27 protein-coding genes are annotated in these 24,307 nt (G+C 49.0%); 13 read left to right on the forward strand and 14 right to left on the reverse strand.

Annotated elements, in window-relative coordinates; translation table 11 throughout:
- Positions 1 to 180: 180 nt before the first annotated feature.
- The 9 genes from F608_RS0102215 to F608_RS0102255 all read left to right on the forward strand — a co-directional run bounded on the left by F608_RS0102215 (position 181) and on the right by F608_RS0102255 (position 9,904).
- A complete protein-coding gene (locus F608_RS0102215) occupies positions 181 to 1,494 on the forward strand; it encodes an NAD(P)/FAD-dependent oxidoreductase (protein ID WP_022663979.1) in 1,314 nt (437 codons plus the stop codon).
- A 44-nt stretch (positions 1,495 to 1,538) separates the two neighbouring features.
- Positions 1,539 to 2,966, forward strand: a complete 1,428-nt coding sequence (locus tag F608_RS30410) for a trimethylamine methyltransferase family protein (protein ID WP_022663980.1) — start codon at positions 1,539 to 1,541, stop codon at positions 2,964 to 2,966.
- Positions 2,967 to 3,010: 44 nt separating this feature from the next.
- Positions 3,011 to 4,006, forward strand: coding sequence for a TRAP transporter substrate-binding protein DctP (dctP, locus tag F608_RS0102225; RefSeq protein WP_022663981.1), 996 nt, complete (start codon positions 3,011 to 3,013; stop codon positions 4,004 to 4,006).
- A 92-nt stretch (positions 4,007 to 4,098) separates the two neighbouring features.
- The gene (locus F608_RS34320) at positions 4,099 to 4,659 is read left to right on the forward strand and encodes a TRAP transporter small permease (protein ID WP_022663982.1); all 561 of its coding nucleotides are present in this window, start codon (positions 4,099 to 4,101) and stop codon (positions 4,657 to 4,659) included.
- Positions 4,656 to 5,948 carry a TRAP transporter large permease gene (locus tag F608_RS0102235; RefSeq protein ID WP_022663983.1) on the forward strand — a complete coding sequence of 431 codons (1,293 nt, stop codon included), beginning with the start codon at positions 4,656 to 4,658 and terminating at the stop codon, positions 5,946 to 5,948. Before F608_RS34320 ends, F608_RS0102235 begins: the two co-directional genes overlap by 4 nt.
- A gap of 26 nt (positions 5,949 to 5,974) precedes the next feature.
- Complete coding sequence (tdh, locus tag F608_RS0102240; protein ID WP_022663984.1) at positions 5,975 to 7,021, forward strand: L-threonine 3-dehydrogenase; 1,047 nt, start codon at positions 5,975 to 5,977, stop codon at positions 7,019 to 7,021.
- Positions 7,022 to 7,052: 31 nt separating this feature from the next.
- Positions 7,053 to 8,276, forward strand: coding sequence for an aminotransferase class I/II-fold pyridoxal phosphate-dependent enzyme (locus tag F608_RS0102245; protein ID WP_022663985.1), 1,224 nt, complete (start codon positions 7,053 to 7,055; stop codon positions 8,274 to 8,276).
- A 141-nt stretch (positions 8,277 to 8,417) separates the two neighbouring features.
- Positions 8,418 to 9,059: a cobalamin B12-binding domain-containing protein gene (locus F608_RS0102250; protein WP_022663986.1), complete on the forward strand. Its 642-nt coding sequence runs from the start codon at positions 8,418 to 8,420 to the stop codon at positions 9,057 to 9,059.
- Positions 9,060 to 9,103: 44 nt separating this feature from the next.
- Positions 9,104 to 9,904 carry a methyltetrahydrofolate--corrinoid methyltransferase gene (locus F608_RS0102255; protein ID WP_022663987.1) on the forward strand — a complete coding sequence of 267 codons (801 nt, stop codon included), beginning with the start codon at positions 9,104 to 9,106 and terminating at the stop codon, positions 9,902 to 9,904.
- 98 nt (positions 9,905 to 10,002) lie between these two features.
- On the opposite strand, the gene F608_RS37295 is transcribed toward F608_RS0102255, so the two are convergent.
- A complete protein-coding gene (locus F608_RS37295; RefSeq protein WP_425248191.1) occupies positions 10,003 to 10,080 on the reverse strand; it encodes a hypothetical protein in 78 nt (25 codons plus the stop codon).
- Positions 10,081 to 10,253: 173 nt separating this feature from the next.
- The gene (locus F608_RS35555; RefSeq protein WP_084680957.1) at positions 10,254 to 10,430 is read right to left on the reverse strand and encodes an AbrB/MazE/SpoVT family DNA-binding domain-containing protein; all 177 of its coding nucleotides are present in this window, start codon (positions 10,428 to 10,430) and stop codon (positions 10,254 to 10,256) included.
- A gap of 193 nt (positions 10,431 to 10,623) precedes the next feature.
- On the opposite strand from F608_RS35555, the gene F608_RS0102260 reads away from it, so the two are divergent.
- The gene (locus F608_RS0102260) at positions 10,624 to 11,193 is read left to right on the forward strand and encodes a DUF2889 domain-containing protein (protein WP_022663988.1); all 570 of its coding nucleotides are present in this window, start codon (positions 10,624 to 10,626) and stop codon (positions 11,191 to 11,193) included.
- 18 nt (positions 11,194 to 11,211) lie between these two features.
- Here the strand turns inward: F608_RS0102260 and F608_RS30420 are convergent, their stop codons facing one another.
- From F608_RS30420 to F608_RS0102300, 7 genes are all read right to left on the reverse strand, one after another.
- Positions 11,212 to 11,565 carry an MGMT family protein gene (locus F608_RS30420; RefSeq protein WP_022663989.1) on the reverse strand — a complete coding sequence of 118 codons (354 nt, stop codon included), beginning with the start codon at positions 11,563 to 11,565 and terminating at the stop codon, positions 11,212 to 11,214.
- Positions 11,566 to 11,576: 11 nt separating this feature from the next.
- Complete coding sequence (locus F608_RS0102270; RefSeq protein WP_022663990.1) at positions 11,577 to 12,461, reverse strand: amino acid ABC transporter permease; 885 nt, start codon at positions 12,459 to 12,461, stop codon at positions 11,577 to 11,579.
- Positions 12,451 to 13,254, reverse strand: coding sequence for a transporter substrate-binding domain-containing protein (locus F608_RS0102275; protein WP_022663991.1), 804 nt, complete (start codon positions 13,252 to 13,254; stop codon positions 12,451 to 12,453). The genes F608_RS0102270 and F608_RS0102275 overlap by 11 nt, the downstream gene beginning before the upstream one ends.
- 32 nt (positions 13,255 to 13,286) lie before the next feature.
- The gene (locus F608_RS0102280; protein WP_027362387.1) at positions 13,287 to 14,069 is read right to left on the reverse strand and encodes an amino acid ABC transporter permease; all 783 of its coding nucleotides are present in this window, start codon (positions 14,067 to 14,069) and stop codon (positions 13,287 to 13,289) included.
- 249 nt (positions 14,070 to 14,318) lie between these two features.
- On the reverse strand, positions 14,319 to 15,731 hold the full coding sequence (locus F608_RS30425; protein WP_022663995.1) for an ammonium transporter: 1,413 nt from the start codon (positions 15,729 to 15,731) through the stop codon (positions 14,319 to 14,321).
- 23 nt (positions 15,732 to 15,754) lie between these two features.
- Positions 15,755 to 16,093 carry a P-II family nitrogen regulator gene (locus F608_RS0102295; protein WP_022663996.1) on the reverse strand — a complete coding sequence of 113 codons (339 nt, stop codon included), beginning with the start codon at positions 16,091 to 16,093 and terminating at the stop codon, positions 15,755 to 15,757.
- A 407-nt stretch (positions 16,094 to 16,500) separates the two neighbouring features.
- Positions 16,501 to 17,574, reverse strand: a complete 1,074-nt coding sequence (locus F608_RS0102300) for a geranylgeranyl reductase family protein (protein WP_022663997.1) — start codon at positions 17,572 to 17,574, stop codon at positions 16,501 to 16,503.
- A 277-nt stretch (positions 17,575 to 17,851) separates the two neighbouring features.
- Between F608_RS0102300 and F608_RS0102305 the strand changes: the two genes are divergently transcribed.
- Positions 17,852 to 18,481 carry a LysE family translocator gene (locus F608_RS0102305; protein ID WP_022663998.1) on the forward strand — a complete coding sequence of 210 codons (630 nt, stop codon included), beginning with the start codon at positions 17,852 to 17,854 and terminating at the stop codon, positions 18,479 to 18,481.
- Here the strand turns inward: F608_RS0102305 and F608_RS37080 are convergent.
- The gene (locus F608_RS37080) at positions 18,472 to 18,594 is read right to left on the reverse strand and encodes a hypothetical protein (protein WP_022663999.1); all 123 of its coding nucleotides are present in this window, start codon (positions 18,592 to 18,594) and stop codon (positions 18,472 to 18,474) included. The two genes, F608_RS0102305 and F608_RS37080, sit on opposite strands and share 10 nt — an antisense overlap.
- 122 nt (positions 18,595 to 18,716) lie before the next feature.
- On the opposite strand from F608_RS37080, the gene F608_RS0102315 reads away from it, so the two are divergent.
- Positions 18,717 to 19,181: a superoxide dismutase, Ni gene (locus tag F608_RS0102315; protein WP_022664000.1), complete on the forward strand. Its 465-nt coding sequence runs from the start codon at positions 18,717 to 18,719 to the stop codon at positions 19,179 to 19,181.
- Between the two features lie 83 nt (positions 19,182 to 19,264).
- On the opposite strand, the gene F608_RS0102320 is transcribed toward F608_RS0102315, so the two are convergent.
- From F608_RS0102320 to F608_RS0102330, 3 genes are all read right to left on the reverse strand, one after another.
- Entirely contained in the window at positions 19,265 to 19,693 is a 429-nt protein-coding gene (locus F608_RS0102320) for a hypothetical protein (RefSeq protein ID WP_022664001.1), read from the reverse strand.
- Positions 19,694 to 19,762: 69 nt separating this feature from the next.
- Positions 19,763 to 20,098 (reverse strand): hypothetical protein, encoded by a 336-nt coding sequence (locus F608_RS0102325; protein WP_022664002.1) that lies wholly within the window; start codon positions 20,096 to 20,098, stop codon positions 19,763 to 19,765.
- 81 nt (positions 20,099 to 20,179) lie between these two features.
- Entirely contained in the window at positions 20,180 to 20,929 is a 750-nt protein-coding gene (locus tag F608_RS0102330) for a class I SAM-dependent methyltransferase (protein WP_022664003.1), read from the reverse strand.
- 385 nt (positions 20,930 to 21,314) lie between these two features.
- On the opposite strand from F608_RS0102330, the gene F608_RS34325 reads away from it, so the two are divergent.
- Positions 21,315 to 23,477, forward strand: a complete 2,163-nt coding sequence (locus tag F608_RS34325) for a PocR ligand-binding domain-containing protein (RefSeq protein ID WP_022664004.1) — start codon at positions 21,315 to 21,317, stop codon at positions 23,475 to 23,477.
- A 131-nt stretch (positions 23,478 to 23,608) separates the two neighbouring features.
- Here the strand turns inward: F608_RS34325 and F608_RS0102340 are convergent, their stop codons facing one another.
- On the reverse strand, positions 23,609 to 24,235 hold the full coding sequence (locus tag F608_RS0102340; RefSeq protein ID WP_022664005.1) for a TetR/AcrR family transcriptional regulator: 627 nt from the start codon (positions 24,233 to 24,235) through the stop codon (positions 23,609 to 23,611).
- Positions 24,236 to 24,307: the final 72 nt, after the last annotated feature.

Below are 24,307 nucleotides of genomic sequence, written 5' to 3' on the forward strand. Positions count from 1 at the left end.
TACTAACATACTGAAAATTTGTCGGATAACGTTAAAATTGCGTCATCGATTTCAACACCCTTTATTAGGGAATTTAGGATCCGGCGCAATCATTCTGCCCAAAATGGATTCGGAAAATTATTCCTAAATTACAATAGCTTAATATAAATTTTTTTAAAAAAACAACTACAGGAAGAAAAGATGTCTAAAAAAATAGAGGTGGTTATTATCGGATGCGGGATCATTGGCAATTGCATCGCCTTTGAATTGTCCAAGAAGGGATACAAGACATTGAGTATTGACAAGAACGGCGATTCCGGTGCCGGTTCTACCGCCGGATCCTGTGCCATTGTCCGTGCTCACTACTCCACACTTGAAGGGGTTGCCTTTGCCTGGGAAGGGTTTGATATCTGGCAAAACTGGAAAGAGTATTGTCAGGTAGATGATTCCTGGGGAATGGCGAAGTATAATGAGTGCGGTTCCGTTATGATTAAATCACAGGACAGAAACTGGAGAAAGATACTTGAACACTGGGATACGGTAGGGGTTCCCTATGAGGACTGGGATATAAAAACCCTTTCGGAACGCTTACCGATAATGAGCAATCGTGAGTTCTGGCCCCAAACGCGACCGGAAGAGGATGAGGCTTTTTTTGATGAACGGGATACGACCATTGAGGGTGCATTGTATTGCCCCGCTGCAGGGTATATGTCCGACCCAAAGCTGTCCACCCACAATGTTCAGATGGCAGCTGAAGCCAAAGGCGCCCGGTTTATGTTCAATGCCGAGGTGACACAGATTCTCCGGGCGAACAACCGGGTAACCGGCGTTATGTTAAAGGATGGTACACACATTGAAACCCAGGTTGTCATCAATGTGGCCGGCCCCCACTCCAGTGTCATTAACCAAATGGCAGGCGTTGAAGAAAACAACACAATCAAAACCCGGGCAGAACGTCACGAAGTTGCCTATGTCCCTTCACCGGCAGGTTTTGATTTTGAAACCAATGGATTTCAGATTTCCGACGGCGACAATGGGATCTATATGCGTCCGGAGGTGGGAAATTCTATCCTTGTGGGCAGTGAAGACCCCAAATGCGATACCCATCAATGGGTGGAAGACCCGGACCAATTCAATAGAAACACCACCGACAGCCAGTGGACGGCCCAGGTATACCGGGCGGCAAGACGCTTGCCTGACCTGGGTATTCCCAACATGCACAAGGGGTTTGCCGAGTTGTACGATGTTTCCAGCGACTGGCTTCCCATCTATGACAAAAGCGATCTTGCCGGTTTCTATATGGCGGTGGGATCCTCCGGGAATCAATACAAAAATGCACCTGTGGCCGGGATGATGATGAGTGAGCTCATCGAAGAATGTGAAAAAAATGGGTTGGATCACGATGCACAACCGCTGCAGTTTATGCTTCCGAAAACAGGTATTTCGCTTGATATGAGTACATTTTCCAGAAACCGGGAATTGAATCCCAACAGTACCTACTCGGTTATCGGCTGATGGTGATGAACCCAAATTACGATGGTAAAATTCAGGAAAAACCCATGAACAGGCAGACCCCCGACGAAAAGATTGAACGACTGAACCAGATGGCGCTTAAGATCCTTGATGAGATTGGGATCAGAATTTTAAGTGATCGATACCTAAAAATTCTGGCCGAAAAAGGAGGTCGGATCAAGGGCAGAAGGATTTTTTTCTCCGGGGACCAGGTCCGGGAGCTGCTTGAAAAAGCGCCGGAATCTTTTGCCTTAGAGGGTGTCGATTCAGCCCATACCATGGAAATTGGCAAAGGCAAATCTAAAATTGCCGCGGGATATGGGTGTTCTTCAATCATAAATGCAAAGGGAGATGTCCGGGATGCCCGATACCGGGATCACCTGGAATTTATCAAACTGGTACAGCAAACTCCTTTGTTGGGTATCAATGGCGGTATCCTGGCCCAGCCCACGGATATCGCTGCTGAAAAGAGTCATCTGGCCATGCACTATGCAACCCTGGTCTACTCTGACAAATGCATTATGGGAATGCCCGGAACAAAAGAACAGGTGGAAGATATCATGAGACTGACGGCCATACGGCTGGGAGGTACGGATCAGTTAAAGCAATCTCCCAGGGTTGTCACCATGGTCAGCCCGGTCAGCCCCCTCCAGGTAGATGAAATGCTACTGGGTTCCATTGAAGTCGCGGCCCGTTACAATCAGCCGGTCATGGTGTCTCCCGGTGTGGCAGCCGGAACGACAGGGCCCATCGATCTGGCCGGCAATCTGGCCATGGCCACGGCAGAAGCGCTTGGGGTTGTCATGATGACGCAACTGTTCAATCCAGGACTCCCGGCCATTTTTGGGCTGCAATGTTATGGTGCAGATATGAAAACCGGAAATATTTCCATTGGTTCTCCGGCCTACGCACTCCAGGCAAAATACTGTGCAGCCCTGGCCAATTTTTATGGTCTGCCCTCCCGGGCCGGAGGTACGACCAATGATGCCAAGGCGTTATCTGCACAGTCAGGGTATGAGAGCATGCTCGCCATGTTCACAGCAATGCAGAACAACGTCAGCCTCATTGTCCATGGAGCAGGCATTTTAGACAGTTTTGCAGGCATTTCTTTTGAGAAATTCATCATGGATTTAGAAATGATTCAGATGATTCAATTTTATCTGGATGACCTTGATGTCAGCGACGAAACATTAAATTTTGATTTGATAAAAGAAGTGGGTCCGGGCGGACTTTTCCTGACCTCCATGGATACGATGAAAAAATGTCGAACCTTGACATGGAATCCGGATGTGGCCCTTCGGGGCGGGTTAAACGGTATGACACCGGAAGGAAAACTCTTAAACAACATTGATGAAACCCGGGGAAAAATGCTGGAAGCCTATGAAAAACCTCAAATGGAAGAAAGTATTTTACAGGAGATGAATCGGTTCATGAAAAAAAGGGGGCTGGATCCCGCAACGCTTCCAGCTGTCTGAACAAATACAGTTAACAATAACCCTAGAAAAAATTGGAGAAAATCATGAAAAAAAGAATTCTAATTCTAATGGTATCAGCACTGATTGTAACCTTGGCAGTTGGAAACGCAATTGCGGCAAAACGCTGGAGAATTGCGGGGATCGCACCGGTTGACCATGCCAGCACAAAGATTTTGAAGGCGGCGGCCAAAGAGATCAACGGCAACACAGACAACAAATTCAAACTAAAGGTGTACCCGGCAAGTCAGTTGGGAGATTATACCCTGGTCCTCAATGAGGTCGCCCAGGGCGCCATTGAACTTGCTGACATCTCCATCACGCCCCAGCTGGACAAACAATTGGGCATCGTATACATACCCAGTCTTGCAGCCACCTACGATGACATCGATCGCGTGTATGCCAAGGGGTCAAATTTTTACCAGATCTATGAAGAACTCCTGGCCAAACACAACATTAAACTGCTGGGTATTGATGTCCAGGGATTTGCAGGTGTGGGAATGGTGAAAGAGCCTAAAAGCCCCAAAGACATCAATGTTGCAAAAGATACCATGATTCGCGTTCCCCCCATTGAAACCTGGAAAATTGTAGCAGAAGCCCTCAATTACAATACGGTTACCATTAACTGGGGAGATCTCTACCCTGCCATGCAGTCCGGGGTATGCGACGGATGGATCGCCGGAACACCTTCCTGGAACTATATCGCATTCAAGGACCTGCTTAAATATTACATCCCCTACAACACCACCGTTGATTCCACAGCCTATATCATGGGCATGGACAAATGGAACAGTTTAAGTGCGGAAGAACAAAAAATCTTTGCCGCTGCATTTACAACCGCCGCCGCAAGCAGCCGGGAAAATGCCAGAAAAGATGATGAGGGATTTATCAGTCAGATGGAAGACAAGGGCATAAAAATCATCCGACTGACAGAAGATGAAACCCGAACCATTGCCAAAGAAGTCCATGATAAAGTGTGGCCCAAACTCACCCAGACCCTGGGGAAAGATATCATGGACCGCCTGGATAAAGATATCCAATAATACCGTTTTTTATTTATGAACGGATTAATACCATGTGCAGTTCTTAGAACATACGTTTTCCAAGGCTGCACATTCTCTTAAATGGAGGAAAAATGAGTTCCCCTCAATTAAGCACCCAAGAGATTCAGGCAAAATACCAGACTGTTTTAGACACCTCTGTCCTCTGGCAAAAATTTAAAAAATTTCATGTGTGTTGCCTTGTCACCGCTTCTCTTCTGATCACAACTGCCATCTGTATTGCCGCTGCCATGCGGTATTTCTTCAAATTGGATTTTTTCGGGCTTGAAGAGTTTGTCCTCATCACCGCCTGTGTTCTGTATTTTATCGGGGCTGCCCAGGGCAGTTTTGAAAAATCCCATATTTCAGCAGATTTTATGGAAAAACTGATGGCCAAGCGGGGGGGGTTGGGGCACTTATTGTTCATCCAGAAGACCATTGAGCTTGTGATGAGCTATGTTTTCATTTACTGGGGATTTTTAATGATCCAGTGGTGCATCAAAGCCTGGCCTGTCACACCGGTTTGGCGGATTCCTTTCCTGATTCCCGAATCCATCGTATGTCTGTCCTTTATCCTGATGGCAGTATATAACACGGCCCACTATGTCCTGCTCTTAAAAATTTTATTTCAACACAATATTCAGGAGAAAAAATGATTGTTCTTGGAACAGTATGTGTGCTGATTGTTTTGTTGATGATCGGTGTACCCATCGTCTTCACCTTTGGCGCGGCCACCCTGTTTATTGCCCTGGTCGGAGATTATAACATGGCCACCCTGTTGCCGGCAGGATATAACCGCATGAACAATATGGTGCTTGTGGCGGTTCCCTTGTTCATTTATTCCGGTGCCTTAATTCAGAAAGGAAAGATTGCCGAACCGCTTATCGGAATGGCTGAGATGATGTTCAAAAAAGTACATGGATCCCTTGCCATCGTCGCGGTTGTCGGTTCGGCAGCATTCGGATCAATCTCAGGCTCGGCAGCTGCGACCCTTTCCTGCATGGGTTCTATTTTATTGCCCAAGATGTATAAGGACCGTTATCCCCGTGCGATTGCCAACGCCCTTGTCGTCAATGCCTCTCCCCTGGGACTTTTAATTCCTCCCAGTGCGGACCTGATTCTTTTTGCCTGGATTGCCCAGCAATCCGTACTGGCGTGTTTTCTGGCAACCGTAATTCCGGGTTTCATTCTGATGACCCTGCTGGTTCTTGTCAGCTTATTTTTGCTGAGAAACAAAGAAGTTGCCACGGACCCTGAGCTTGAAAAACCCCTGACCCTTGATTTTGTTGCCAAAAGAGTCAAATTTGCCAGTCCCGCCATGACCATGCCCATCATCGTTCTTGGCGGCATATATGGCGGTTTTGTTACCCCGACCGAGGCGGCCGGAATGTCTGTCCTGGTAGCTGTGATATTGGGGCGATTTGTTTACAAAGGAATTGATCGAAACAACTTTATTGAAGCCAGCCTGGAAAGTTCGGTCACCTCCGGGGTGTTCATGGTCATGCTTTTTGTGGTGATGATCATGAGTCGTCTCTTTGTTTTTGAAGATTTTTCCCAAATCACTCTGGATTTTCTATACAGCATCTCCGACAACAAGTGGGTGGTGTTGTTTATGGTCAACATTTTAATGATCATCATCGGCATGCTCATGGATGATGCCAGTGGTATATTAATATCAACACCGATTCTTATTCCCGTTGTTATGGAATTGGGAATTTCCCCCATTCATTTTGCAGCGATCCAGGGCGTCAACCTGGGCATGGGGACAATTACGCCTCCCACGGCCCCCTTGCTTTACCTGGGGGCAAGGGTCGGGAAAACACCGGTGCCTGAAATGTTGAAGCCAACCCTGATATATATTTTATTTGCCTGGATCCCCACCCTGATCCTGACAACGGTATTTCCCCAGATCTCCCTGTTTCTTCCGGCGTTTTTTCTGGGATAAAACGCCTATTCAAAAAGGATCAAAAAATGATGAAAACAATGAAAGCGCTTGTGAAAGCAAAACCGGAACAAGGACTCTGGCTCCAGGAGGTTCCCATTCCAGACATTGGTTACAATGAGGTATTGATCAAAATCTCAAAGACCGCCATCTGCGGCACCGATGTCCATATTTATAACTGGGATAAATGGTCCCGGCAAACCATTCCGATTCCCATGCACATTGGCCATGAATTTGTGGGAACCATTGAAAAAATAGGGTCGAAGGTGACGGATTTTCAGCCCGGAGATCTGGTTTCCGGAGAAGGGCACCTGATCTGCGGACAATGCCGGAACTGCCTGGCCGGTCGGCGGCATCTGTGCAAAGATACAAAGGGGGTGGGTGTAAATCGATCCGGCGCATTTGCCCAATACTTGGCCATTCCGGTTACAAATGTCTGGTATTGTGACAAAACCATTCCCCAAGATGTGCTGGCTTGTTTTGATCCATTGGGGAACGCTGTTCACACGGCACTTTCCTTTGATGTCCTGGGAGAAGATGTTCTCATTACCGGTGCCGGTCCTATTGGATGCATGGCAGCAGCCATTGCCAAACATGCCGGTGCCAGACATATCGTTGTGACCGACGTCAATCCATATCGTCTTGCCCTGGCGCAAAAATCAGGCGCAACCCTGACCGTTGATGTAAGGAGTGAGACCCTTGAAGATGCCCAGCAAAAACTGGGAATGAAAGAAGGGTTTGACGTGGCCATGGAAATGTCAGGCAATCCTGCGGCGCTGAACACCATTTTAGACAATATGTGCCACGGTGGAAAAATTGCCCTTCTAGGTATCATGCCCGACCGAACACCGATAGACTGGAATAAGGTGGTCTTTAATATGCTAACCATCAAAGGCATATATGGCAGGGAAATGTATGAAACCTGGTATAAAATGACCAGTATGATTCAGACCGGACTTGATATTTCTCCTTTGATCACCCACAGGTTCCATTATACCGAATTTGAGAAGGGATTTGAGATGATGCGGTCCGGGCAATCCGGAAAAGTCATCCTGGACTGGGACGAAAAAGAATAGAACACATTTTATTTTGATCGGAGTAAAAACCATGAGTACTGACAAACTTGATTCAGCGCTAAACCTTGAGCTTGAAAGCTTATCGGCAGACGGCAGGACAAAACCACCGGAAAGAATCATTGAAAAATATATTCCACCCAGGGGTGAAACAGGCCCCCGGTATAGGCTTAAGGGCAGTGAAATGGAATTTATCCGATTTAACTCCAATTCATACCTCTCATTGTCCAACCATCCCAGCCTTGTGGCCGCGGCAGACAAAGCAACTCTGGATTTTGGTGTGGGGCCGGGGGCTGTGCGTTTTATAGACGGTACGTTTAGCCATCATATCGCTCTTGAAAAAAGAATTGCCGCCTTTGTGAAAAAACCCGGGGCCAAAATATTTAATTCGGCTTATACCTCAAATTGCGGCCTGGCCTTGAGCATTTCCAATAAAAAAACCCATTGGATCGGAGATCAACTCAACCACAACAGTATCATCAGGGCCATGCGTATCACCAACATACCCAGTGAAAACAAAGGGATATACAAACACAATGACATGACTGACCTAAGACGATGTCTTGAAGAAGTCCGCCCTGAAATAGAACGGGTGGTGGTGGTCTTTGACGGGATTTTCAGCATGCGGGGTGATTTCGCACCCATCCATGAAATTGTTGATATCTGCAGGTCCTATGATGACAAGTTCAAAGATGGCGTTATTACCATCGTCGATGATTCCCACGGCATCGGCGCCTATGGGGACACCGGACGGGGAACTTCGGACCATTGCAATGCATGGCCGGATATTGTTGTTGGAACCTTTGGCAAGGCCTTTGGTGTAAACGGCGGTTTTATCGCCGGCAGTCACGCCCTCGTAGAATCGGTCCGCCAGAAAGCAGACACCTATATTTACACCAATCCCTTAAGTGTGGCGGATTGTGCCGCAGCCCTGACTGCCATTGACATCTGCGACAGCGATGAAGGATTGTCACTGCTGGAAAATTTAAAAGACCGCACGGCCCAGTTTAGAAAAGGGCTGGAAAATTTAGGGTTGGAATCCATTTCAGGACCCCACCCGGTGGTTCCCCTTATGGTCAGAGAAACCCAAAAAACCCAGGATCTTGTCAAATATCTTTTTGAAAATGGTGTTCTGGTCGTAGGACTTACCTTCCCGGTAGTCCCCAGGGGAGACGAAACCATTCGGTTTCAGATTAACGCCTGCCATACATCAACAGATATCCTTTATGTACTGGATTTGCTCTCCAAGTTTCAATAACCGGCACGGCCGGAGCAGGTTATGGGCTCCCGGCCACAACGGAAATAAAAACGCTCCTGATGATGACATTTCGGTGGGAGTTTCATGTAAAGACCTCAGCTATATTTATTATATGAAAAATATTTATTAAAGGAGAAAAAAATGACTGATTTCAATTCAATGATAGATGCCCTGGTCGCCTGTGATACAGACCGAGTGACACAACTTGTAAATGCCGCCATCACAGAAGGGATCGCCGCCAGTGATATTCTCAACAACGGCCTGATTGCCGGCATGGATATTGTGGGTGAACGAATGGAAAACGGTGACATGTTCATCCCGGAAGTTCTCATGGCTGCCCAGGCCATGGGACAATGCGTCGCCGTCCTAAAACCCCTGCTGGGAGAAGGAGAGTCCGCCACTGGCGCCTCTGTTCTTATCGGCACGGTCAAAGGAGATCTCCATGATATAGGTAAAAACCTGGTGGCCATGATGATGGAAAGCGCCGGCATGGAAGTTCACAATCTGGGCGTGGACATTGCCCCGGAAAATTTTGTGGCCATGATCAAAGAAAAAAATACCCAGATCGTTTGTTTGTCAGCATTGTTGACCACCACCATGCCCATGATGAAACAAACCGTGGATGCCATTGTGGAAAGCGGTCTGAGGGACCAGGTAAAGATTCTTGTGGGCGGAGCCCCCGTCACCCAGGCCTTTGCCGATGAGATCGGTGCAGACGGGTTTGCCGCCGACGCCGGTGCCGCCTCAAAATTGGCCAAAGCCCTGGTAAACGAGACCCGATAAATTAAATCAGGTAAATTAGATCGGATAAACCTTAGGAGATACCCATGTTTGAAGTAATAGGCGAAAGAATCAACACCTCCAGAAAACTGGTTCAGGCCGCCGTGGCAGCGCGGGATGCTGCCTATATTATCGATGATGTAAAAAAACAACAGGCGGCCGGGGCCAACTTTATTGATGTGAATGCCGGTGCCCGCATCGGCCATGAAGAAGAGGACATGCGCTGGCTGCTGGACACCATTCAGCCCATTTCCACCGTGCCCCTCACCCTGGACAGCCCGGACCCGGCCGTCCTGGAAATGGCCTTTAAGATGGTGGAAAAGACCCCCATGATCAACTCCATCAGCCTGGAACGAGACCGATTTGATGCCATGATGCCTTTTCTCGAAGGAAAAGAATGCAAGGTGATTGCCCTGTGCATGGACGATGCCGGCATGCCCGGCTCTGCCGCTGACATTTTGAACCGGGCCAGGGAACTTGTGAAAGCACTCAACAAGATCGGTATTCCCACGGGATCCATCTATATGGACCCCCTGGTCCAGCCCATCAGCACCGATTCGAACAAAGGGGTCATGGTGCTGGATGCTGTCCGGGCCATCAAGGCTGCTTTTCCCGAAGTTCACATCACCGGCGGCCTGTCCAACATCTCGTACGGGTTGCCCCAGCGTCATATCATCAACCGAACCTTTGTCTCCCTGATGATGGATGCGGGCATGGATTCGGCCATTATCGATCCGCTGGATGCCAAAATCATGGCCACCATCCGAACGGCTGACATGCTGCTCTCCCATGACGATTATTGCATGAACTATCTGAAAGGGGTTCGGGCCGGCGCCATTGTAAGTTAAATTTTTAGGCTGTTTCACCCAATCCGATGCTGCTGCCCATTCACCCGCGGCATCGGATTCTCCCGTTCAACATCCTCATTCTTCTATTCCGTACAAATTCAATTTATCATACAGAGTCTGCGCCCGATACCTAAAAACACGGCTGCTGTTGAACGATTCCCTTTGGCCAGGCGCAAGGCTCTGCGAATGGCAATTTTTTAGCCGCTCGATCAGATGCCCGCGTCGAACAAAATCAGGCCGCAGTTGAGAGATGTAAAGTTTGGTTTCAAGGAGAGGGTATTGTGTATCTTTGGTATTGATTGCTCTATTTCACATTTTAATATAGTTCGAGTTGTGCCGTTGAAATTGATTATCGAATCAGGCAACTAAGCAAAAATTTTCGATTTCGAATATTGTTGTTGGTCTTTTTCACCAAACAAGCACGACCCTTTTCTTCAATAAAATCAATTCCCGATGCAGGGGTGATCCCCAATTTCTCACGAATTATTTGAGGAATTGTAACTCGACCTTTTATGGTGACTTTCATAATTTATCCCCCACTATTATGTATGGTGAACTTATGGGGTGCAAGTCCCCTAGAGGTGAATCTTGTTAACGCATTATCAATATGTATTAGCCGAAAACAAGGGCGGACCGCAAGGGAGCAGGCCAACTGCGATTGATTTAAAAGATCAAATGAATTAGGCTGTCATCCGATTTTAATTTTTCAGGGAAAAAGCATGTTAAAAGAACTGATCCAGAATAAAGAGCAGATCCATACCCGGCAGCTCAGCCTGTCCACCTATCCCCATGAAGACGATATGATCCTGGTCCATGGAGAGCTGAAAGACCGGCGGCATGTCCCCATATTCGATATTCTGGGCCGGCCAAAGGGCCCGGGCGTCATCCACCACATCACCCTGACCCTGGCCGTTGCCCCGGCTCCCTTGAGGATCGTCGATGCTGAAGCAGAAATGATCACCGTGCCCATGGAGGAATGCCGTTCCTGCCTGGACCGGGTGGAAGAGCTGAAAGGACTTGAAGTCAAATCGGGATTTTCAAACCGGGTCCGGGAGATCATGGGAAATACCAAGGGCTGCACCCATCTTTGCGGACTGACAACGGTCATGGCCCAGGAGATCGTCCACGGCTGGCTCACCCAAAAGAGGAAAAAAGAGATCGCCCTGCCCTCCTCCATGGAAGAACTCCAGGGAAAAAACTTTCTGGTGGATTCCTGCCGGATCTGGAAAAAGGACGGGATCAGGATGAAGCAGTTGACCCGGGCTTTTCAGGATAAATCCAATTCCTGAAACACTGCTCTGGCTGATCTAGCTGCTCCCGCTTTCCCCGATAACGTCGATGTCCCAGAAAGGTCCGGGCTCCCAAAGATAAACCGAAAGATCCACCCTCCCGGAAAGGGAGAACTCCACCCCCTCATCTTCCAGCAAGGCCTTTTGAAGCTCATATCCGTGGGAGGGTTTCAGGGAGATCCTGCCCTGGGAATTGATGACCCTGTGCCAGGGCAGATCGTGTTTCCGGGACATGGAGTGCAAAAGCCTTGAGACCTGGCGGGCTCCCCCGGGTTTGCCGGCCAGGCCGGCGGTCCGGCCGTAGGTCAGGACCCGGCCCTCGGGGATGGCCTTGATGACCTTGAGGGCCCGTTGTGTGAAAATATCCAGCATAAAGCCCTTTTCTACTGCTTGACCGCCAGTCTCTTCTCAAGAAGGGAGACGGTCCCGGACAGGGTAAAGCAGAGGATAAAATAGAGCACCGTGATGGTGATCCAGATCTCAAAGGTTAAAAATGTGGCGGCCATGAGTTCCATGCCCTGGAAGGTCAGTTCCTGGATGGAGATCACGGAGACAATGGCTGAATCCTTGATGGTGGATATGAACTGACCGGCCAGGGGAGAGGCCACCCGGCGCAGGGCCTGGGGCAGGACGATGAGCCGGAAGGTCTTGAAGCCGGACAGCCCCATGGACCAGGCGGCTTCCCACTGGCCCGAGGGAATACCGTTGATTCCCCCCCTGACGATCTCGGAGATATAGGCCCCCTCGTAAACAGCCAGGGCGATGACGGCGGACAAAAAGGCGTTTATCCCCCCGGCATCGGCCAGGAAAAAGCTGAAAACCTTTTGAAACCCTTCAGACCGGTCCCGCAGCCATTGATCCAGATGGAGCAGGTCCAGGAACTGGCTGGACACGAAATAGTAAAAGATGATGACCAGCACCAGGGAGGGAATATTCCGGATGGTCTCCACGTAGATCCGGCTTGCCGTGCGCCTGAAAAAGGAAGCCGAGGTTCCCATGACCCCGGAAAGAGTCCCCAGAATAAAGCCCAGGACCACGGCCCAGACGCTGAGCTTGATGGTGGTGAGGAACCCCTGTAAAAGGATGTTGGTCCTGAACTCGCCGGTGGCGGCATCCCGGAACATGAAGTATCCGGGAATGATCTCCCATTCCCATTGATAGTCCAGGAGGCGTTCCATGCGGAAAAAGAAAAAAGATACGGCAGCCGCCAGAACCAGGACGGCTGCCATATCCAGGGGGGTAATCCTATTGGAGGGTTTACTTAACAAGATCTTCCCATTTTTTGGATTCGAACCAGTATTCTTTTTTCTCCTTTAGAAATCCCTGTTCATGCATGTTGAGGATCCAGTTGTTGAAAAAGTTCAATGCATCGTGATCCCCTTTTCTCAAGGCAAATCCAATGGGCTCCCGGGTAAAGTTGTCCTCCAGGGGAACGAATAGTTTATCCGGGTATTTCAGGGCATGGAACACGGGCATGGGGGCGGAGGAGACAACGGCATGGACCCGTCCCAGGTTCAGTTCCTGGAGTGCCTGGCTCTCGTTTTCAAAGCGTTTGAGCTTTGCATTCGGCATGAACTTCTTTGCGGCCTGCTCGGCCGTGGTGCCCATGCGCACGGCAATGGTCACATCTTTTTTATTGAAGTCTTTCAGGCTTGAAAATCCCTTGGCTTTGGTTTTATGGGCCACCATGGACATGCCCGAGTACTCATAGGGGATGGTGAAGTTGACCTTGAGATTCCGCTCCGGGGTGATGCCCATGCCTCCGATGATCACATCAAATTTTCCCGTGAGCAGGGCCGGGATGATCCCGGACCAGGCCGTGGGGATGAACTCAGGCGTAACGCCCATGTCCTGGGCCAGTTTTCTGGCCACATCGATTTCAAATCCGATGAGCTTGCCGGTCTTGTCTTTCATGGCCCAGGGCACAAAGGTGGACATGCCGATCCGGATGGATCCCCTTTTTTGAATGGTTTCAATGACGCTTTCCTTGGAATCTGCAGAATATGCGGTTGAGGCGGCCAGCATGATCAGGGCTGCCATCCAGCAGAGAAGTTTTTTCATGGGTTTCTCCTTTTTAAAAAAATTGCATGGGGTTAATGGACAAATTTCATTTTATTTTCAAGCCGTCGGATTACAAAAGAGAGGCCTGCGTTAATGGCCAGATAGCATAATGCCACAGCAAACCAGATTTCAAAAGTCAAAAATGTTTCAGACACGATTTTCTGCCCCTGCATGGTCAGGTCATAGATAGATATGGTGGAGACCAGGGCTGAATCCTTAATCAGGGATACACTCTGGCCGGCCAGCATGGGAAGGGTCTGGTAGAGCATCTGGGGGATGATGATCTTGGTATAGGTGATTCTCGGGGAGAGTCCGATGGACTGGGCCGCTTCAAACTGGCCCTTGGGAATATTGATGATGCCCGACCGGATGATCTCCGAAGCATAGGCCCCTTCAAAGATCCCCAGGGCGATCACGGCCGAGGCAAAGGCCGGGATTTCCAATACCGGGGAGATCACAAAATAGATCACAAAGATCTGGACCAGCAAAGGGGTGTTCCGGATGATTTCCACATAGGCCCAGGCCAGGGCCCGGAAAACAGGGAAATTCGACAGCCGGGCCAGGGCCGAAGAGAGCCCCAGGATCATGGAAAGCCCCAGCCCCAGGACGGAGATCTTCAGGGTGATAACCAGACCGTCCAGGAGAAGGCCCCGGACAAACTCCCCGTTTTCAAATGAGAAGAAATAAGGCCGAATCCGGTACCACTGCCAGTTGTAATCCAGGGTATCAACCCCGGCAGCCAGGACCAGGATGAAAACCAGCCCCCCTGAAAAAAAAAGCACCTTTATGAATTTGGCGTATTTTTCCCGGTTCATTAGCTTATCCCGGAAAAGATATGCCTTGAAGGCAGGCATCGATCATGGGACCCATGAAGGAAATGAGACTCGGATTTTCAGAACGTATCAGCATGTTGACCAAAGGATTTTTACCCCTCCCTTTATGGGTAAATCGATCTGGAAACTTAAGGGTATTTGGTCCGATTACTACCACAAAAAACAAAAACCTGCCACCTCTATGGAGTTAGAGGCGGCAGGTTTTTTACAAGGCCGGTACTGATGTAACGCTTATGCTTCTCCGGCCAGGTCTTTGGCAGTAAAACCGGCAGGAGATTCGGAGAGCTTGCCGGTTCCGGGCCCGGAGAGAGAGCCCATACTGCCGTGATTAATGGTTGTAAAGTCAGGATAGGCCGTACCGCCGTGCTCTGTGGAATCCAGGCCTTCCAGTTCCTCTTCCATGGATACCCGGAGTCCCATGACCATGTCGACGATCTTGAACAGGGCATAGGCTGCGGTAAAGGTCCAGATGAAACAGGCAGCGATTCCCACAACCTGAACGCTGAGGATCTTCATGGTCATGCCTTCAATGTTGAAGATACCGGCCCCCAGGGTTCCCCAGGCACCGCAGACCCCGTGTACGGAAATGGCACCGACAGGGTCATCAATTTTGATCTTGTCAAAGAAAAGAACGGAAAATACCACGATGATACCGGCAATCAGCCCGATGACAACCGCACTGCCCGGAGTTACGTTGGCACAGCCGGCGGTGATGCCCACAAGCCCTGCCAGGGCGCCGTTGAGGCTCATGCCGACCTCAGGTTTACCAAACTTGATCCAGGATACGACCATGGCAGCCACGCAGCCGGCTGCGGCAGCCAGGTTGGTATTTACGAAAATCATGGCAATATCCTTGGATGCTGCCGTGGTGGACCCCGGGTTGAACCCGAACCATCCCAGCCAGAGGATGAACACGCCCAGGGAGGCCAGGGGGATATTATGGCCGAGGATGGGTCTTACATTGCCGTTTGCGTCATATTTGCCCAGCCGGGGTCCCAGGACCATGGCACCGGCCAGGGCTGCCCATCCGCCCACGGAGTGAACCACGGTGGAGCCGGCAAAGTCGATGAATCCCAGACCTTCCAGCCAGCCGGACCCGTTGAACAGACTTCCCCAGGCCCAGGACCCGAAGACCGGATAGATGACGGCGGTAACAAAAACCGTATAGACCAGGTAGGCAGTGAATTTGGTTCTTTCGGCCATGGCACCGGAAACGATGGTGGCTGCCGTGGCTGCAAAAACCACCTGGAACATCCAGAATGCAAGAACCCAGGGATCTCCGCCGATCTGGAAATCACTTAGAAAAAACCCGCTGGTACCGAAAAATCCGGTTTTGGATGTCCCGAACATGATCCCGAACCCGATGGCCCAGAAGGCTATGGAGCCCATGGAAAAATCCATGAGGTTTTTCATCATGATATTGACGGCATTTTTGGCCCGGGTAAAACCGGCTTCCACCATGGCAAAACCGGCCTGCATGAAAAAGACAAGAGCTGCTGCAACAAGGGTCCATACGTAGTCAGCATGGGACTGAACCAGGTCAATGGCCTCTTTGTTGGTCAAAGCCGTAGGGGTATCATCTCCGGCCCAGGCCGCAGAAATCGAACAGATTAATGTGAATATCAACATACAAAAGAATTTCATTTTATTTATCTCCTTTTTAAATTTTACAGGGCTGCCGAGCCTGTTTCTGATGTTCTGATGCGGACGACTTCCTCAATGGGCTGGATAAAGATCTTCCCGTCTCCGATTTTACCTGTCTTTGCCGTCTCCACAATGGTCTTCACAACCTCATCCACCATATCATCATCCAGTGCGATGGAGATCTCCACCTTTGGTACGAAATCGGTTTGATACTCAGCACCCCGGTATACTTCCTTATGCCCCTTTTGACGGCCAAACCCCTTGACCTCGGATATGGTCATGCCGTTGACGTTAATTTTTGTTAAGGCGTCTTTGACCTCTTCCACCTTAAACGGTTTGATAATTGCCAGAATTTTTTTCATCTTCCCTCCTGTTTTTAATAAATCCTCTTTTCCAGATGGATTGCGATCAACTTGTTTTAGGTAAGAGCAAAACAGGTGCCAGGATGAAAATTTGATGAATATTTTATATAACTATTTGAAAATAAAAGAAATATTCATGCATGCAATTTTCAGCTCCGCGGCCATGAAATGACTTTATTGTAATAAATTTTATACCAAAATTGTAATTTCTCAGACCGGGCAAAAAATCCGGCCATTTTTATTACGAATTTGTGACTAAAAGACGATGGAGGGGATATTCTACATTGATCTGCCGGCGATTTCACGGTTTCATGGGCCATTTCCATGGGTTTCCATCCATGGAAGGATAAAAACCGGTTCCTTTACACCTTCTTTATAATCAGGGCAGGAAAGGTTCCAAAGACAGACTAGGGATGAGTCAGGATCTTCATCAGGGAGTCCCCCCTTGCATATCCCCTTGCAAATCGTTGTTGAATCAAGGGAAATGACAAGAATTTGAAAAAGACGGAGGGGAACCGGTAAAGAAAGATTTTTCCCAGGCTGTAAAGCATCAGATCCCTTCTGATAATTTTCATGTATTGATTGTACAAAGTCCCGGGAGTTTTGATCGGTCCGCAGTCCAGTATGGCCCGGGCAGCGGCCTGCCCGCTTTTAAGGGCAAAGTAGATCCCCTCGCCAAAACAGGGTTCGGCCAGCCCGGCCGCATCTCCGGCAAGAAGAACCCTGCCCTGCCCCGGGCGCCGGCAATACCCTCCTGTCCCGATGGGATATCCCTTAAAGGAATTGATCTTTGCCTCTGGAAACCGGATGGAGGCATAGTCGGAAAGGAGCTGTAATTTTACCCCTTTTCCCGGAAGAGCGGAATAAATCCCGATGTTCAGGTGGTCATCCCTGGGAAATACCCAGTAATAGCCTTTTCCCGGCATGGAAAAGTCAAATTCCATTTCATGATCTTTTGGCCGGTCCACGGGAATTTCCGCCTCAAGGGCGGGGTTTTTCATGATCCTGAAATCAAATCCGCAGATCCGCCGGACAAGGGAGTTGGCCCCGTCCGCACCGATGAGGTATAAAGCCCGGATCCGGCGGCCGTCCGCAAGGACCTCCACATGGTTTGGAAAGCGTTTAATGGACTGGATTTTCTTCACCCCCCGGAAGATGGCCCCTTTTTCAACGGCTTTGTTCAATGCCAGGAGATCCAGGTCCCGCCGTCTTGTCATGTAACAGAGAGGAGCAGGACTTTTTAACCGGAAACTCCTGCCCCGGGGCGGCCTGATTTTCAAGGTCCGGCATTTACGCAGAACAAACCCTGTAAGGTCAAACCGGAAAAGAGAAAAAGCCCTGGGGGTGATGCCGCCGGCACAGGCCTTTTCCCGGGGGAATTTTTTCCTGTCCACCAGCAGCACCCGCCTTCCCCCTGCTGCAAGGTCAAAGGCGGCACCGGCACCGGCCGGGCCGGCTCCTATGATCACCGCATCAAGCATATTTTCCCTTACCAGAAATCAAGATCAAATTAAACCCCAGGGGTGCAAACACCAAAAAGGTCTCATTTTTCCCAAATTTTTTATACAAGGGTAAAGGAAAGCCTCAGACCAGAACAATATTGTCAAAACCGCCTCCTTCTGATATGGCTTTCTAAACGCTTTACTGACCACTTTTCCCGGAGCCTTGCTTACAATAGAATTTTTTGGGAGAATTCTTTGGGGGAAGTCCTTTGGGGATTGTTTTGGGAATTATCCCGGAAAAGATAAGGATCAAATTATGTCCTGGCATTTCATCTTCCTGTTTTCAATGACCGTATTTATTGCCTCCATCATTCCCGGCCCCAGCATGCTGCTGGCCCTGACCCACGGCATGCAGTACGGTGCCCGGAGAACCGCTGCATCGGCCATGGGGAATGTCGCGGTTACCTTATTGCAGGCCTCCGTCTCCATAGCCGGGCTGGGCACCATTTTTATCGCCTCGGAGATCATCTTCCAGGCGGTACGATGGATAGGAGCCGCCTACCTGATCTATCTGGGGATAAGTATTTTATGTTCATCAGACCTTGTACTGACCCCTAATCGGGCCAAAAGAGACGCAGGAAAGAAACCCCTGACCAAGATGTTTTTCCAGGCTGCCTTTGTAACGGCGGGGAACCCAAAGGCCATCCTGTTTTTTACGGCGGTCTATCCCCAGTTTATTCAACCGGAACTGGCCTTTGTTTCCCAGTCCTGCATCCTCTTGGGGATTACCGCCCTTATCGCATTTTCCTGCTTCATGCTCTACGCTGCCGGCGGCCAGAAGATCGTCTCCATTTTCTCCACTGCGGCCACCGGTAAAATCATAAAAAACATCATCGGGACTAGTTTTATCGGAGCCGGTATCGGGCTGGCTGCCAGTCAAAAATAATCCCGGGCATTGCTTTCCCCGGATTCGATGTTATTCTCTTTAATAGAAACCAGGCAAAGGGCCGTAGGTTTGAACCACTGAAACGGCAGGGCCATGCCGGGTGATCCATCCATTGTTTCCTGCAGATTCTTCTTCCACGCGAACCGCCCTGCCATCCCGAAATACCTCTATATAAGAAACAGGGAATTTTGGAATTTCAGCCCACGCCCCCGCCGAAAAACCAAAGGAGATTCCCATGAAAAATTATCTGACCCCCCTAGTGGCAGGCGCCCTATTGTCTGCGGCTGTAATTTTTATCCTGCCCCAGCCCCTGTTCGCCCATTGCCAGATCCCCTGCGGGATCTATGATGATCATGCCCGGGTTCAATCCATGCTTGAAGATGCGGCAACCGTGGAAAAATCCGCCCGATTGATCGGGGAACTGGCCGGAAAAACCGATGCCCAGTCCCAGAACCAGCTGGTCCGGTGGGTGATGAACAAGGAGGCCCACGCCCAGAAAATCATTGAAAAAATCAGTGATTATTTTCTCACCCAGAGGGTAAAACCGGATCAGAAGGATTACACAGAGAGGCTGGTTCGTCATCACAAAGTCATTGTTGCAGCGATGAAGGCCAAACAAAAGGCTGACGTTCAGACGGCAAAAGATCTGGAAAAGCGTATCCGGGATCTGATCTCCTATTATCCACCGCACTCGGATTAGACATATCTGCCCGGCTGTTTCATGTACTTTTATGGAACCCGGTTGAACCGGCTAAAACCCGAAGCAGGCTCAATGGCCCGGGGTCAATAGGTTCCCGGCATCTCTTTGATCTTCATGGTCAGAACCTTGCCCCTTACAGACTGAAGGACATAGGAGATATCCCCCAGCTTGATGATGCTGTTCTTTGAATTTGCAGGAAAATGCATGGGATAGGGGCGGGCGGTATCCAGTTCAAGCAGATAGAGGTCAAGCTGGACCTGTCTGTTCTGCACACCTCTGAATACCAGACAGGTCTTGCCCACTGTTACCTTGTCACCCTTGACCAGAACCACCTGATTGTCCGCCACCTTGGAAAAGGACGGGATTCCGGCTTCCCGATTGTTCCTTATCCAGCCCTGGTACCGGGTCTTGTAGGTCGGTGTGGAAACGTAGTAGGTAATCCCGAACGGAATCGCCAGGCATATGAGCATGAAAATAATCGCCATCCATCCCTTTCGGTTCGGTAAGGCCATACCTGTCCTCCCTGTTTTCGCGGAAAAGGTCAGATCATTTTATTCCCTGACCCAGTTCCTGTCCAAACACTACCTTGACCAGACATCATCCACCACAAAGGGGGTGCACTGGACTCCCACGCTCTGTTTTTTCAGCCAGATCCTGGCCATGGGAACGGATTTCCCTTCCATATTGGCGATGCTGGGCAGTTCTTCGGCAAAGGAGATATCCCTGGCCTTGAATTCATAGAAAAAGGTGTTGGCTGAAAAAGGATCTGCGATCAGGATCACCTTATCTTTTTCATGGGGATGTTTTTTCGGGGAGCCGGTAAAGGGAATATGTCGGCTTACATCAAAATCTCCGGGTTTCCCGTAGGTCTGGATTTCAAATTTTTCCTTTACTCCAAGGATATTGTTCAACGACATGGCGCCTCCTTAAGGGATTCTGAAGTTCAGGATGAATTGTATCCATTATATATCAGGCAGGGGGAAAAAATGAATCTTTTTTTAATACCCCCTTGATCTTTCCGCTCTGATACGGACCAGGTACCTGCCTTCTTCATCCACCATGATCCTTTCACACAACAGTCCGTGGCAGGCGGATACATATTCCAGGGTATAATAATCCACGTAGAGCCAGTCAAAGGAATCTCCTTTGATCTCTTTATATGTCATGGAAAAATCGACCTCGCCGAAGTAGGAGGCGTCTTCCCTCCCCGGGCCGGAAACCGGCCGACGATTTTCATCCATGAATACGGACAGATCCGTGGAATCGGCAATAATCCGTCCTCCCCGGGCCAGTAAGGGTTTCACATGGTCCAAAAAAAGATGGAGCCCCTCCAGGGTTCCGCAGATCCCAATCCCGTTCATGAGCATAAGAAGGGTGTCGTATCCGGGATTGCGGAGGTCCAGAATACTGCCGTGGACCCGGTTCCGGACTCCCCTCTTTTTCATCACCTCCATGCATCCGGGTGAGATATCCAGGGCCGTGACCCCCATGCCCTGTTCCTGGAGATAAAGAGCATGGCATCCGGAACCGGCCCCCAGGTCAAGGATATGTCCCCGGCAGAGTCCCAGAGCTCCCTGCTCGATCCGGTTCATTTTATCAAAGGATCTGAACATGACCGCCCCGGTCATGGGCGGCATGTCGATGCAGGAGGATTTTACCTGGACTTCCGCTCCTGTATTGCCGGCCAGATAATCCTTGAGCATCTCGCCCAGGGGGTCTTTTTGGGGGGTTGTTATGATTTTTTGCATGATTGGAATATACAGGTTAACATTTACCGGTCTCTGGTTGAAAACAAAGGAACCGGCCCCATTGGCTGGCTGTTCCTGCCGGTAAAACTAAACCGATTCCGGCCTGTATTGCAATAGTCTTTCCTGAATTTCGAAAAATCCGGGCTTTGATCCCATCGTTGCCGGATTCTGTTTTACTCAAATCCCATGAGAATATTGCTTTTTTTTATTGGTTTGTATATCCTGATTCTGATCCATATACAAGAAACAAGCGACGACATCCATTCTTCATAGTTGCCCCGATGTTGTAGACAAATCTGAAACATGAAAAAAAATCAATACGGACAATCCGTATTCTGAGGGAGAATAGGCGGTTCTCTTTTCAGACCAGGAGAAATTTTCAAAGATGAAGATGAAAATTTTAGATTTTATCGATTTTAAGAGAGTGAATACACTGCTTGAAGGGTTCAACCAAACTACTGGCTTTGTAACAGCTATTTTAGACCTTGAAGGGAATGTCTTATCGAAATCGGGATGGAGACAGATTTGTACTGATTTTCACCGTATGAATCCTGAAACCGCCAAAAGATGTACCGTTAGCGATACGGTCTTGGCCAATAAAATGAGTCAGGGGGAAAAATACCATTTTTATAAATGCCTGAATGGATTGGTTGATGTAGCGGTACCCATTATAATAGAAGGGGATCATGTAGCCAATCTTTTTTCCGGCCAATTTTTCTTTGAAAAACCGGACCTATCTTTTTTTGAAAAACAGGCCGAGACATATGGATTCGATAAAAGAGCCTATATTAAAGCACTTGAGAAAGTACCGGTAATTTCTCAGGAGCGTGTTAAAACTGCAATGAATTTTTTGCTGAACATGACCGAGATGATCAGTGAAATGACATTTCAGAAATTGGAACAGATAGAACTAAATGAGCAGAGAAGAAAAAATGAGGAGGCATTGCGGTTCAGTGAAGAAGATTTAAAAGAATCACAGCGAATCGCCCATGTGGGCAGCTGGCGTCTGGATGTTCAGAGCAATCAGGTCATTTGGTCGGATGAGCTTTACAAGATGTACGGTTTTGATCCCTCACTTCCTCCACCGCCTTTCACCGAACACCGAAAGCTGTTTACACCTGAAAGTTGGGACAGATTGTCTGCCGCCTTAAACAACACAATAAATACAGGGGCTCCCTATGAGCTTGAGCTGGAAACCGTTCGTACGGACAAAAGTCATGGATGGATGTGGGTGCATGGTGAATCCGTACACGATGCAAGTGGTGCAATTGTTGGCTTAAAAGGCGTAACTCAGGACATCACCCTACGCAAGGAAACAGAGGCGGAACAGGAGAAACTGAAAGCCCAATTGCTGCAGGCACAAAAAATGGAATCTGTGGGAAGGCTTGCCGGAGGGGTGGCCCATGATTTCAACAACATGCTTACCATCATCCTCGGAAATACGGAAATTATCATGGAGGACATGCGTTCAACCGATTTCCACCTTGAAAATTTAGAGGAGATCTACAAGGCTGCGGAACGGTCCGCCAAACTCACCAAGCAGCTACTGGCCTTTGCCCGCAAGCAGATTATTAATCCCAAGGTGTTGAACCTGAACCAAGTTATAAGTGAAATGCTGAAAATGCTAGGTCGTCTGATTGGGGAAGATATTGATCTAAACTGGCTGCCTGATGACAATCTGAAACCAATCAGAATAGACCCCTCTCAAGTGGACCAAATCCTGGCCAATCTCTGTGTTAATGCCCGTGACGCTATCAAGAGCGTCGGCAAAGTCACCATTGAAACCGACAATATCTCTTTTGACGAAGAATACTGCCGAGATCATATTGACTTCGTCCCTGGCGATTACGTCATGATAGCCGTAACCGATAACGGAGTCGGCATGGATAAAGCTACCCTTGCGAATATTTTCGAACCGTTCTTTACAACGAAAAACGCCGACAAAGGCAGCGGGTTGGGATTGGCGACAGTTTTTGGCATCGTCAAACAAAACGACGGATTCATAAATGTATATAGTGAACCCGGACAGGGAACCACATTCAAGATATATCTCCCTCAGTATCATGAAACTGATTTACCCAGAAAAGAAAACACCAGGCAGACAGATGTTTTTTCCGGGACGGAGACCATTCTTCTAGTGGAGGATGAACCCTCTATCCTCAGGCTGACTCGAATGATGCTGGAACGCCGGGGATATAAAGTTTTATCCGCTTCCACACCAGGCAAAGCCATCAAAATCGCAAGCGAATCCAGCTCCGTAATTGATATGGTCATAACGGATGTTGTCATGCCGGAAATGAATGGGCGGGATCTTGCAAAAACACTCACTGACCGTTTCCCTGATCTTAAATGTCTTTTTATGTCAGGCTATACTGCAAATGTGATTGCTCACCATGGCGTTTTGGATAGTGGTGTTCAGTTCATAAACAAACCTTTTTCAAAGCAGGATCTATCCAGAAAGGTACGGGAAATGCTCAATATGCAAAAAACTCCCCATGATAATCATTCCCGGCATGAAAATGAGACAGGAAAGTCAATGCCGAATTGAAGGGATATCTTTCAGCCAGGGATCCATTTCATCTGTTTCACTGTCAACTGATTGTAAATTAGAACTGTCACCCGGTTCAGCCGCAACCCCCAACCCATAACTTGCAGCCACCGGAAACCGGCTGGACTCATTCAAACACCGGATTCATTTTTAACCAGGGCCGTGATCATCTCCTCCACCTTGGTCCCGATGCGCTTCATATGGGAAATCCGCTCGGCTTCGGTGCGGCCCGGGTAATTTCGAAAGGCGATGAGTATGCCGCTCAGGCAGGCAAACAGGGTATGGGCCATAATTCTTGAGTCATTTTTGCATCCAAGCTGTTTAAAAATCGACTCAAAAAGGTCCATGAGCATGCGCCCCACCTGGTTGAGACTGTCCAATGCCTTCATCTCCCGGGATCCGTGGAGGGCAAAATGGGTGATCATCCTCCACTGGGCCTTGTGTTTGATATAGTAGTCCAGAAAATGGGCCACGGTAATTTTGACGCAGTCCTCCCCGGCAGTCTCAACCTCTTTCTTCAGCTTTTTGATAAACTCGGTGGAATCCATGCAGGCAATGGCGGCATAGAGTTCTTCCTGGCTCTTGAAATAGGTGTAGATGGAGGACTTGGCAATGCCTGCGGACTTGGCAATTTCAGCCATGCTGACCTTGTCATAGGTTTTTGTCCCGAACACTTCCCGGGCCGCATCGATGATGATCTTCTGCCGAAGTTTTCTCTCCCTGGCCTTGAGTCGGCTTAACGTGTTGTTTTGATTCATGGATTTGTCTTTCTCATTGACTTGGTTCGAAATGTCTGGAAAATTACCATACCATACCCTGTGAAATCCTTC

The sequence above is a fragment of the Desulfospira joergensenii DSM 10085 genome, from assembly GCF_000420085.1.
GTDB classification, from domain to species: Bacteria; Desulfobacterota; Desulfobacteria; order Desulfobacterales; family Desulfobacteraceae; genus Desulfospira; species Desulfospira joergensenii.